Here is a 10,465-nt window from a genome sequence, read left to right as displayed (position 1 = left end):
GATCGTCGCGACGCGATGGCGCGTGAGTTCGTCCCACGCGTGCGTGCGTGTCATCGAGCAGCGACGCAAATGGCTGGGTTTGACCACGCCCGCGGAAGACGAGGCGCTGTCGGCCTGGCGCAGCGGAAGGGTCGTCGATTCGGAGTGCTACGGCGCGCCGCACGACACCTGCATCTTTCTGTCGCTGCGCGCCCGCGTCGTCGGCATGCAGGAAATCTCCGAGCAGCACCTCTGCGCGATGGCCTGGGACATTCAGCAGGTCGCGTACCTGGTGCGGCTCGGCGTTGCCGCGGGGTTCGTGTCGCGCGGACGCGCGGATGCACTATTCCTCGTGGCGAGACTATTCGCTGTCGACCCTCATCGGCATGGGCTTGCGCCGGGAGATCGACATGTACGACAGCAAGACATGGTGGCGTATCGCGCGCAGCCACAAGATGCTGCTCGAGGATCGGCATACGCCAATCTCGCACGCAGCCCCTTGGGGACCGCCGAATTCCCAGGCGGACCTGAGGTCCGTCCATTCGCTGCGTCTCGTGCATGCGTCGCCGCAGCCGGCCATCACGCTGGTCGACGTCGAGGCATTGCTCGACGGCATGCGAGGCGCGCAGGCGCTGAACTGGCGCACGTCGATCGTCGACCTCATGAAATTGCTGGGCCTGGACAGCGGCCTCGAGGTGCGTCGTCAACTCGCCGCCGAACTGAGCTATCGTGAGAACACCAGCGACACCGCGAAGATGAACATCTGGCTGCACCGCCAGGTCATGACCAGGCTCGCGGCCAATGGCGGCAAGGTGCCGAGCGAATTGCGCGACTGAGCATCGGCACCCTTTCAACTCGATTCCATTCAGGAGAAACACCATGGGACTGCTCGATGTACTGCAACAGGTGGTCGGCGGTAATGCCGAAAAGCACTTCGACGAGGTCGCGCAGAACGCGTCGCCCGATCAGCTCGGCGCGGGACTCGCCGCCGCGATGCGTTCCGACCAGACACCGCCCTTCAGCCAGATGGTGGGGCATCTCTTCGGCCAGTCGTCCGCCTCTCAGCAGGCGGGTGTGCTGAACCAGATCCTCGCCACGCTCGGCCCGGCCGCGCTGTCGGCGGCGGCCGGCGGTGCGCTGGGGCGCGTCCTGGCGCCCGGCCAGACGCAGCTGACGCCGGACCAGGCCAGCCAGCTGTCGCCGGCGCAGGTCACCGAGATCGCGGCGCACGCCGAGCAGGCCCATCCCGGCGTGGTCGATCAGGTGAGCCAGTTCTATGCGCAGCACGCGGGGCTCATCAAGGTGCTCGGCGGCGCCGCGCTCGCCGTGACGCTCGCGAAGATGAAAGAGCACGCGACCCAGGGTTGAACCGAGGCGATCTCTATTCGGCCGATGGTCGAATGAGCACACGCCACTCGGAAGGCATCAAGCCGATGGTGCTCCGATCCGTTGCGTCGTAATGGCGCACGGTCGGCTCGCGGTCCAGAAGCTTGCCGCGGTCTGCCGGATCGATGGTGGACTTCAGGACATCGTCGCCCACGTGCGCACGGATGTGCGCCATCGAATGCCAGACCGAGACCACCGACACCTCCGTGCTTCCGTCACCGAGGTCGCGGAACAACGCAGCGGCACGCTGACAACCCGCCACGGCCCGGTATTCGGTGAGCTTGGTGCGCTCCAGGTATTCACGGCATTCCTCGCGCAGTGGCGTCAGTATCCAGAATGTCCACGCGCGGAGGATTGAGCTCATTGAAAGTGTTGCGATTGATGGGATGAGCGTCAGCGCTCGAGGTGGGACAACTTCCGCGAGCCGTGGGCCGGCCCGTCTTGCTCATGATGCGTCGGGTTGACTTGTTCCTGGCAGGAAGGAAGTCGCGTTTGCCGCGCCAGCCTTGGACTGCGCACAGTTTCGCCGATCAACTCGTGCGAAAGTTCCGACGATCTGCCTGGACTCTCAGGAAGTGTCAATTCGATGGCGGCAAGGCCACCCCGTCTCTACATTCGGTGCATGGACAGGCTGATCGCGCTGCATGACATGGTGGAGCGAAGCCGGGATGCACTCGTCGAGGCACGCGCCGATCTGATCGAAGCGCTTGGCGATCATCTGTGCGGGGGCGGTTCAGCGCCGCATCGTGCGCACGTCGATGCACTGCAAAAATTGCGAGAAGCTCATCACGAAGCAGAGTTGCGCCATGCCGCGTACGTGAAGGTGCTGGGTGCGGACATCGTCGAGCGCGCGCAACGCGCCCGGGCATGAGGCTGTCGAACGAGCGCGCCCTCTGCCGTTTCCTTGTGCGCTCTATGCGATGGCAGCGATCAGATCGATCTCGACCGCCGCTAGCGGACTGCAAATCCTTTCACCACGTCGGCGGGTTCGAGCACCTGCGCCACTTCCACTCGATCGACGCGCGCTCCCGCCGGACCGCGGCGCGCCCAGTCGGTCAGCGCATCCACGGCAGAGGCATCGCCCCAGGCAAGCGCCTCCACGCTGCCATCCACGCGATTGCGCACCCAGCCGTTGACGCCCAGCCGGTTGGCGGCCTGGACCATGGACCAGCGGAAGCCCACCCCCTGGACATGCCCGTGGATGATGAGATGTGCCGATGCCACCGCCCTACTCCACCGTCACGCTCTTCGCCAGATTGCGCGGCTTGTCGACATCCGTGCCGCGCGCACAGGCCGTGTGATAGGCCAGCAGCTGCAGCGGCACCACGTGCAGCAGCGGCGACAGCGCGCCGTAGTGCTCGGGCATGCGGATCACGTGAAGGCCTTCGCTGTTTTCGATGTGGGTATCGCTGTCGGCCAGCACGTAGAGCACGCCGCCGCGCGCGCGCACTTCCTGCAGGTTGCTCTTGAGCTTTTCGAGCAGCGCGTCGTTGGGCGCCACGGTGACCACCGGCATCTCGCTGGTGACCAGCGCGAGCGGACCATGCTTGAGCTCGCCGGCCGCATAGGCCTCGGCGTGGATGTAGGTCACTTCCTTGAGCTTGAGCGCGCCTTCGAGCGCGATCGGATAGTGCAGCCCGCGGCCGAGGAACAGCGCATGTTCCTTGCGCGCAAAGTCCTCGGCCCAGCTGATGATCTGCGGCTCCAGCGCGAGCACCGACTGCAGCGCGGCCGGCAGGTGGCGCATCTCCCTGAGATAGCGCGCTTCGTCGGCTTCGTTCAGGCGATGCTTGGCCTGCGCGAGCGCCAGCGTGAGCAGGAAGAGTCCCGCCAGCTGGGTGGTGAAGGCCTTGGTGGATGCAACGCCGATCTCCACGCCGGCACGCGTGATGTAGGCGAGCTTGCATTCGCGCACCATCGCGCTGGTCGCGACGTTGCAGATGGTGAGCGTCTGTTCCATGCCGAGCGATCTCGCATGCTTGAGCGCGGCGAGCGTATCGGCCGTCTCGCCCGACTGGCTGATGGTCACGACCAGCGTCTTCGGATCGGGCACGGAGTCGCGGTAGCGGTATTCGCTGGCGATCTCGACCTGCGTCGGGATCTTCGCGATGCCCTCCAGCCAGTACTTGGCGGTGCAACCGCTGTAGTAGCTGGTGCCGCAGGCAAGGATCAGCACCTTGTCGATGTCCTTGAAGACGCGCCATGCGGCCGCGCCCGGCGTGCCATCGCCGGCGACGCCGTCGAACAGTTCGGGAACGATGCCCTCGATGCCTTCGAGCGTGTCGGCGATCGCCCTCGGCTGCTCGAAGATTTCCTTCTGCATGTAGTGCCGGTAGGGGCCGAGTTCCGCAGCGCCACTGTGCGCGACGACGGTGCGCACGGCTCGCGTGACCGGCCTGTGGTCGCGATCGACGATCCAGTACTTGCCCGGCTGGATGTCGGCCACGTCGCCTTCCTCGAGGTACACGATCTGGTCGGTCACGCCGGCCAGCGCCATCGCGTCGCTGGCGAGGAAGTTCTCGCCGGCCTCCTGACCCACGCCCAGAATCAAGGGCGAGCCCGCGCGCGCGCCGACCACACGGTGCGGCTCGTCGCGGCAGATCGCGGCGATGGCGTACGCGCCCTGCAATTGCTTCACGCTCGCCTTGACGGCCTCGAACAGGTCGCCGTCGTAGTGGCTGTCGATCAGGTGCGCGATGACTTCGGTGTCGGTCTGGCTTGCGAACACGTAGCCCTTGGCCTGCAATGCAGCGCGCAGCGGCTCATGGTTCTCGATGATGCCGTTGTGGACCAGCGCCACGCGGCCCGGTCTTGCCGACTCGGCGTCCGCGCCGGGGCCGTGGCTGAAGTGGGGATGGGCATTGTGCACTGCCGGCGCGCCATGCGTGGCCCAGCGCGTGTGGGCGATGCCGGTGCCGCCTTCGATGCGGTCGTTGCGCACCTGGGCGAGCAGATCGGCGACGCGGGAGGTGGTTCGGGCCCGCTGGATGCCACCCGAATGAATCGCCACGCCACAGGAGTCGTAGCCGCGGTATTCGAGGCGCTGAAGCCCCTGCACGAGGATGGGAACGATGTTGCGACCGGAAACGGCGCCGACGATGCCACACATGGCTGCTCCTGTTGGATGAGATCGGTAGCGATAGTAGTGGCAGTAATATGAAATTTGATTACCATTCTTCTCAATTTATGGTTTTTAATTTCTTATTTTCGATAGCATAAAGATTTATTTCACCAACATCGTATTCATGAAATCTGAATCCACAGATGAGATCGACCGCCGTCTGCTCGACGCCCTCCAGCACGACGCCTCCGAGAGCAACCAATCGCTCGCGGAACGCATCGGCATTTCTGCACCGACCTGCCTTCGCCGCATCAGGCGCCTGCGCGAGGCGGGCTGGATCGAGCGGGAGGTCGCGATCCTGCGTCATGACCGCGTCGGCGCGCTCCTCACGGCCGTGGTCGAGCTGTCGCTGGATCGGCAGGATGCCGCTTCGCTGGACGCCTTCGAGCAGCGGGTGGTGCAGGACGACGCCGTGCAGCAGTGCTATCGCGTCTCGCCGGGACCGGACTTCGTGCTGATCGTCGCGATGCGCGACATGGCCGGATACCAGGCGCTGGCGCAACGCCTCTTCACCAGCGATGCCAATGTGCGCAACGTGAAGGCCTTCTTCAGCGTCAAGCGCGCCAAATTCGAACCGCGTGTCCCGCTGCCCGGCGCGAACTGAATCGGCGATACGGTTCTAGTCCTTCGGCGCCTTGCGCGGGCGCTCCCAGTTCGGGAAGCTCGCTTGCCGGGCGCGCGAGATCGTCAATGCGCCTGGCTCCGTGCTCTTGGTGACCGTCGAGCCGCCGCCCACCGTGCCGCCCGCGCCGATGGTGACCGGCGCGACCAGCACGCAGTTGCTGCCCACATGCACGTCGTCCCCGATCACCGTGCGGTGCTTGTTGGCGCCGTCGTAATTGGCGGTGATGGCGCCGGCCCCGTAGTTGACGCGCTGTCCGACCGTCGCATCGCCCAGGTAGGCGAGATGGTTGGCCTTGGCGCCCGCGCCCAGCGTCGAGTTCTTGACTTCGACGAAGTTGCCGATGTGCACCTCGGGGCCCAGCCGGGCGCCCGGGCGCAGGCGGGCGAAGGGCCCGATCCGCGAGCCTGCACCGACGGTCACGCCGGCCTTCTCGCCGTCGATGTGCGTGAACGGATGGATCACCGTGCCCGCCTCGATGCGCGCGTTCGCGATCACGCAATTGGCGCCGACGCGCGTGCCTGCACCCAGCGACACGGCGCCTTCGAACACGCAGTTGACGTCGATCTCGACATCGGCCTCGCAGGCCAGCGTGCCGCGCAGGTCGAAGCGCGCCGGATCGGCCAGCCGTATGCCTTGCGCCATCAGCGCGTCGGCCTGGCGCAGCTGATAGGCGCGCTCGAGCGCCGCGAGCTGCGCGGGACTGTTGACGCCGGCCACCTGCAGCGCGTCCTCGGTGCGGTGCGAGACCACCGGCACGCCATCGACGGTGGCGAAGCTCACCACGTCGGTCAGGTAGTACTCGCCCTGCGCGTTCTTGTTGTCCAGGCGCGCGAGCCAGGTCTTCAGCAGCACGGCCGGGACCGCCATCACGCCGGTATAGATCTCGCGGATCGCGCGCTGGGTCTCGCTCGCGTCCTTTTCCTCGACGATGGCCAGCACCTCGCCGTCCAGGCCCTGTGCGCCCTCGGCACGCACGATGCGGCCATAGCCGGTCGGGTCGTCGACCTGGATCGTGAGCAGCGCGAGCCGCCGACCCGCGCTTTCCGCGATCAGCGCGCGCAAGGTCGCCTCGGAGATCAGCGGCACGTCGCCCGAGAGAACCACCACCGTGCCGTCGTCCGGCAACAGCGGCGCTGCCTGCTGCACGGCATGGCCGGTGCCGAGCTGCGGAACCTGGCGCACGAACACCGGCCCATTGCCCTCGCCGATCGCCGTTTCGACGTCGTTCGCACCATGGCCCGTCACCACCACCACGTGGCGCGCGCCAAGGCGCGTGGCGGTTTCCAGCACGTGCGCCAGCAGCGCGCGTCCGGCCAGGCGATGCAGCACCTTGGGCAGGCTGCTTTTCATTCGCGTGCCCTTGCCGGCCGCCAGGATCACCACGTCGAGCGCGGGTGTGTTGCTATCGTTCAGGGCAAGCGGATCGGACATGTGCGGCGGCGGTTCGGTTGGGGGCTGGATTATCGCGGACGGCGTGTCCGGCTTCTCCGGAGGGCCTCAGGCTGGCCGACCATGCTCGCGACGGCCTCGAAGACCGTTCAAATTTCGCGGTCCGCTCGTCCAAATCCATGCCGGCCGAATCTGGGGTCTGCCAATTTCCAACATAATGTATTACACAGAGGGCATCGACCGAGGCGTCCGGTTCGCAACGCTTTTCCCTGAACCGAGCCGCTGCCCCACCAGCCCACCCGAGAATGCAACAAGGTCAGGACACGCATACGCGACGACGAATTTCACGGGGCCGCCACTTGGCTGCCATGGCGGAATTCGATAGAAAATGAACATCATTCAGCGCATATTATTCAAGCTTGGGTCATTGATCCAGGAGGCCGAAAGTGCCTGGACCCTGTCGACATTGCGCTCGTGCGGCTCCTCGGTACGAATTGATCGCCGTGTTTTCATCTGGGGAACGGATCGGATGGACGTTGGGAGCAACGTAGATATCAATGGATACACCGTCATCTACGCTGCCGGTGGTGTTCGCATCCATGACAACGCTTTGATCGGCGCAAATTGCGTCATCACCAGCGTGACGCATCCGATCGATCCGGCCGAGCGACATCAGCTTGTTTTTTCTCCCGTCGAGCTGCAGAGCAACTGCTGGCTGGGCGCCGGCACCATGGTCATGCCGGGTGTCACCATCGGAAAGAATTCAATCATCGCGGCCGGCAGCGTGGTGACCAAGGATGTTCCCGACAACTGCATTTGCGCCGGCGTCCCGGCCAAAATCATGCGCTATCTCGATTCGTCTCATTGAGCAGGTGACACATGTATTCCGTGATCATTCCCACTTACAACCGCCACTCCGATCTGTACAAATGTCTGAGTTGCTTTTCGGAATATTTCACCGTCCCGGAATCGGGAGAGCAACCCTTTACCGTTGAAGTGATCGTCTCCGACGACGCCAAACAGAATGAGCTGAAGGAATATCTGTCGGCGAATTTCCCCTGGGTCCGATACTTCGAAGGGCCCAGTCGAGGCCCGGCCGCGAATCGCAATAACGGCGCAGCACAGGCAAAGGGAGAATGGCTGGTATTCACGGACGACGATTGCCTGCCAGGCAAGGGATGGCTGCACTCGCTTCACGGCATGGCAAATCAGGCGACGGTGCTGGAGGGAAAAACAATTGCCGAACGCCCCAGAGAGCGCCTCGACGAAGAGTCTCCCATCAATTTTGGCGGCTACCTCTGGTCATGCAATTTCGCAATAAAAAAATCCCTCTTCGATTCGTTGCACGGCTTCGATGAGAATTTTCCTTTTGCAGCCATGGAAGACATGGATCTGAAGAAACGGATAGACGATGAGGGAGCGAAGATAATTTTCGTGCCGGATGCAGTGGTGACGCACCCCTGGAGAAGATCACGTGGCATGGCGTTCTGGGGCAAGCAGCAAAAGAGCGAATTTTATTTCTGGGAAAAGCACAAAAACCTGGCACCCGCATCGCTTCCAAGGTATTACGCTTACCTGGGCTTGCGTTCGCTGGTCAAGATAACCATTCCGGGGGCGCTCAAATACCGATGCCGCGGATTGAGAAATGCAATCGAGCACGATGCGTGGCTTTTCAGCCAATCGCTCAGGTTCTTGATACGCCGCCCCCCGAAGTCATCGCGCGGCTGACTACCTGTCGCCGTCTGCTCCGCTCACCTGGTCCGTGGACCCGTCTGCCGGCACCTGCCGACGCCACTCCGGCAGCCGCAGCGCGAGCAACAGGTACTGGTAGCTGGCGTGGGCCATCGCGGTGGCGAGGTTGAAGCCGAGTGCGGCGCGCAGGTCGGCGACGCCGAAGACCCATAGATACAGCACCTGCACGGCAAGGATGAAGCCGACGCCATAGCCCTGCTTGGAGGTGGCCCCACGCACCGTCAGCGTCCTGAAGGCGAGGTTCGAGGCATTGTTGAGCATGGCGGCCAGAAACACGATCCACACGTACGGCGCCATGGACTGGTACTGCCGCCCGAGCAGAATGATCCAGTACTGCGGCAACATGACTGCCGAGAGCTCCATCAGCGCCATGGCCAGCAGGTACAGGCCGTGCACGCGCACCACCGTGGAGGCCAGGGCCGGCCCCTCGGGCGAGCGGGCCAGCACCGGGAACAGCAAGGTGCCGGTGATGCGGTCCACCACCAGCAACACCATGGCCAGGCGACCGAAGGCGCCCACTTCCGCAAGCATGTTGGAGGTGCCGAGCAGCGACACCAGGAACACCGTGATGACGCCCTGGACCTGGAAGAAAATGGCGGGCAGCACCAGCGGCTTCGCGATCTGGATCACCTGGGCGTCCACGCGCTTCACATCGGCAGCATCGAGCCTGAAATCGGCGATCTCGTGTGATCTGAATGCCCTGCGATAGAGCGTCACGGCGACAAAGCTCGCCGCCGCGGTGGCGGCCACGATCCCGGCCATCGACCACGACGTGATCGGCAGCAGAAGCACGACCGCGACGAAGGAGATCCGCACGATGTTCGTCGTGAAGCCGATGCGGTTCAGCGTCGAGATGTGGCCAAGGATGACCAGCACCGTGTTGCCGTAATGCTCTCTGAGCGCCAGCAGCACCACGAACAGCATCAGCACCGACCCCAGGAAATAGCCGCCGCCGAACCAGCCGTGCTCCCTGGAGGTGTAGAACCAGTACGGCCCCACGATCACGAGGCCGAGCCCCAGCAGCAGCCAGCGCTTGCGAAACACCTGATGGCAGGCGCCGACGACCCAGGGCACCTCGCGGCTTCGCTGGCCGACGACCGGCAGGCAGCAATGGGAGAGGCCCAGATCGGTCACGCCCAGCACCAGCGTCATGCAGGCGAGGAGGAAGGTGTAGGCCGCGTACTGATCCTTCGGCAGCACGTTGACGATGAGCAGCCCGGCGATGCCTCCGAGCACCACACCCAGGGATTCGACGCTGCCGACGATGGCGATCTGGCGCAGGCGGGACAGGATATTCACGGATGGGCGGCGGTCATGAGAATGGCCGGCGGCTGCCGGACGAGGCTGCGGCCAGGACGTCCGGGCACAGCCTCTACGATACGCGATGGACCGGTGCCCGCGCTCAGAGCAGCGGCGCGGGCCGCATCGGCCGCTCGAAATAGTCGCCGAGCGTCTCGAGCGCGCGCGGCTCGAGGATACGCAGCCAGCCGCTGTCGATCTTGTAGAGGCCCAGGCGCTGCAAGTACCGCAAGGTCTTGTTGGTGTGCACCAGCGACAAGCCCAGCGCATCGGCGATGTGCTGCTGGTTGATGGGAAACTCGGCCCAGCCGTCGCGCACCATGCCGACACGTTCCGCGCGGCGGTACAGATGCATCAGCAGCATCGCGACACGCTCGCCGGCGTTGCGCCGGCCGGCCGTCACGAGGTTGTCGTCCACCATCTTTTCCTCGCGCGCTGCGAGCCAGGTGATGTCGTAGCTCAGCTTGGGCTGCGCGTGGAACAGGTTCCAGAGTTTCTCGCGCGGAAAGGCACAGAGCGTCACGCCCGTCACCGCTTCGACGCCATGCGTCTGGCCGTCGGCGAATTCGTCCTGCAACCCGATGAAATCGCCCGGCAGCAGAAAGCTGAGGATCTGCCGGCGCCCATCGCTCAGCGTCTTGTAGCGAAACGCCCAGCCCGAATACAGCGTGAAGAGCATCGGACTGGGCCGATGCTCTTCGATGACGGAGCCACCGGCATCGACGGCGCGCGTGCCGCCGCGAAACGACTCGATGACGCGCAGTTCTTCGTCGGAGACGGGAATGAAAGCGGGGTTGCTGCGCAGTCCGCACTGGCCGCACGGATGCGCACAGCGCGGCGGCGAGACGGGGGCCGGGTAGTCCTCGAATTTCACGCCAGCACTATAGGGCCGCGCCCTGTGTCTTTTCACATTT

At 64.5% G+C, this 10,465-nt stretch carries 12 protein-coding genes; 6 read left to right on the top strand and 6 right to left on the bottom strand.

All coding sequences use genetic code 11. The features are described from left to right. Positions 1-317 precede the first annotated feature (317 nt). Positions 318-815 carry a DUF3597 domain-containing protein gene (locus tag WDLP6_RS04865; RefSeq protein WP_232076959.1) on the top strand — a complete coding sequence of 166 codons (498 nt, stop codon included), beginning with the start codon at positions 318-320 and terminating at the stop codon, positions 813-815. A gap of 43 nt (positions 816-858) precedes the next feature. Continuing rightward, entirely contained in the window at positions 859-1,347 is a 489-nt protein-coding gene (locus tag WDLP6_RS04860) for a hypothetical protein (protein WP_162591440.1), read from the top strand. A gap of 13 nt (positions 1,348-1,360) precedes the next feature. Here WDLP6_RS04860 and WDLP6_RS04855 read toward each other — a convergent pair whose 3' ends face one another. Then, on the bottom strand, positions 1,361-1,729 hold the full coding sequence (locus tag WDLP6_RS04855) for a hypothetical protein (protein ID WP_162591439.1): 369 nt from the start codon (positions 1,727-1,729) through the stop codon (positions 1,361-1,363). A 258-nt stretch (positions 1,730-1,987) separates the two neighbouring features. Here WDLP6_RS04855 and WDLP6_RS04850 point away from each other — a divergent pair, with 258 nt between their 5' ends. Next, positions 1,988-2,236 (top strand): hypothetical protein, encoded by a 249-nt coding sequence (locus WDLP6_RS04850; protein ID WP_162591438.1) that lies wholly within the window; start codon positions 1,988-1,990, stop codon positions 2,234-2,236. Between the two features lie 80 nt (positions 2,237-2,316). On the opposite strand, the gene WDLP6_RS04845 is transcribed toward WDLP6_RS04850, so the two are convergent. Both WDLP6_RS04845 and glmS read right to left on the bottom strand, forming a co-directional pair. Next, entirely contained in the window at positions 2,317-2,589 is a 273-nt protein-coding gene (locus WDLP6_RS04845) for an acylphosphatase (RefSeq protein WP_162591437.1), read from the bottom strand. A 4-nt stretch (positions 2,590-2,593) separates the two neighbouring features. Beyond that, positions 2,594-4,474: a glutamine--fructose-6-phosphate transaminase (isomerizing) gene (gene glmS, locus WDLP6_RS04840; protein WP_162591436.1), complete on the bottom strand. Its 1,881-nt coding sequence runs from the start codon at positions 4,472-4,474 to the stop codon at positions 2,594-2,596. A 136-nt stretch (positions 4,475-4,610) separates the two neighbouring features. Here glmS and WDLP6_RS04835 point away from each other — a divergent pair, with 136 nt between their 5' ends. Beyond that, positions 4,611-5,090, top strand: a complete 480-nt coding sequence (locus WDLP6_RS04835; protein WP_162591435.1) for an Lrp/AsnC family transcriptional regulator — start codon at positions 4,611-4,613, stop codon at positions 5,088-5,090. Positions 5,091-5,105: 15 nt separating this feature from the next. Here the strand turns inward: WDLP6_RS04835 and glmU are convergent, their stop codons facing one another. Further along, positions 5,106-6,542: a bifunctional UDP-N-acetylglucosamine diphosphorylase/glucosamine-1-phosphate N-acetyltransferase GlmU gene (glmU, locus tag WDLP6_RS04830; RefSeq protein WP_162591434.1), complete on the bottom strand. Its 1,437-nt coding sequence runs from the start codon at positions 6,540-6,542 to the stop codon at positions 5,106-5,108. 346 nt (positions 6,543-6,888) lie between these two features. Between glmU and WDLP6_RS04825 the strand changes: the two genes are divergently transcribed. Together WDLP6_RS04825 and WDLP6_RS04820 are read left to right on the top strand one after the other, a co-directional pair. Then, the gene (locus WDLP6_RS04825; RefSeq protein ID WP_162591433.1) at positions 6,889-7,368 is read left to right on the top strand and encodes an acyltransferase; all 480 of its coding nucleotides are present in this window, start codon (positions 6,889-6,891) and stop codon (positions 7,366-7,368) included. Positions 7,369-7,379: 11 nt separating this feature from the next. After that, the gene (locus WDLP6_RS04820) at positions 7,380-8,228 is read left to right on the top strand and encodes a glycosyltransferase family 2 protein (protein WP_162591432.1); all 849 of its coding nucleotides are present in this window, start codon (positions 7,380-7,382) and stop codon (positions 8,226-8,228) included. Here WDLP6_RS04820 and WDLP6_RS04815 read toward each other — a convergent pair whose 3' ends face one another. Both WDLP6_RS04815 and WDLP6_RS04810 read right to left on the bottom strand, forming a co-directional pair. Then, positions 8,229-9,551 carry a hypothetical protein gene (locus WDLP6_RS04815; protein WP_162591431.1) on the bottom strand — a complete coding sequence of 441 codons (1,323 nt, stop codon included), beginning with the start codon at positions 9,549-9,551 and terminating at the stop codon, positions 8,229-8,231. It lies immediately after the preceding gene. 103 nt (positions 9,552-9,654) lie between these two features. After that, entirely contained in the window at positions 9,655-10,425 is a 771-nt protein-coding gene (locus WDLP6_RS04810) for a Crp/Fnr family transcriptional regulator (protein WP_162591430.1), read from the bottom strand. Positions 10,426-10,465 lie beyond the last annotated feature (40 nt).

It is taken from the genome of Variovorax sp. PBL-E5, assembly GCF_901827185.1.
Lineage (GTDB): Bacteria > Pseudomonadota > Gammaproteobacteria > Burkholderiales > Burkholderiaceae_C > Variovorax.
The sequence above is the reverse complement of the archived record's forward strand: the minus strand, read 5'-3'. Positions and strand labels throughout refer to the sequence as shown.

What these genes read in the sequence shown, in the direction of transcription:
- WDLP6_RS04825 (WP_162591433.1), top strand. Translation starts at nt 6,889, where the DNA reads ATGAACATCATTCAGCGCATATTATTCAAGCTTGGGTCATTGATCCAG.
- WDLP6_RS04820 (WP_162591432.1), top strand. Translation starts at nt 7,380, where the DNA reads ATGTATTCCGTGATCATTCCCACTTACAACCGCCACTCCGATCTGTAC.
- glmU (WP_162591434.1), bottom strand. Translation starts at nt 6,542, where the DNA reads ATGTCCGATCCGCTTGCCCTGAACGATAGCAACACACCCGCGCTCGAC.
- WDLP6_RS04855 (WP_162591439.1), bottom strand. Translation starts at nt 1,729, where the DNA reads ATGAGCTCAATCCTCCGCGCGTGGACATTCTGGATACTGACGCCACTG.
- WDLP6_RS04835 (WP_162591435.1), top strand. Translation starts at nt 4,611, where the DNA reads ATGAAATCTGAATCCACAGATGAGATCGACCGCCGTCTGCTCGACGCC.
- glmS (WP_162591436.1), bottom strand. Translation starts at nt 4,474, where the DNA reads ATGTGTGGCATCGTCGGCGCCGTTTCCGGTCGCAACATCGTTCCCATC.
- WDLP6_RS04850 (WP_162591438.1), top strand. Translation starts at nt 1,988, where the DNA reads ATGGACAGGCTGATCGCGCTGCATGACATGGTGGAGCGAAGCCGGGAT.
- WDLP6_RS04860 (WP_162591440.1), top strand. Translation starts at nt 859, where the DNA reads ATGGGACTGCTCGATGTACTGCAACAGGTGGTCGGCGGTAATGCCGAA.
- WDLP6_RS04865 (WP_232076959.1), top strand. Translation starts at nt 318, where the DNA reads ATGCACTATTCCTCGTGGCGAGACTATTCGCTGTCGACCCTCATCGGC.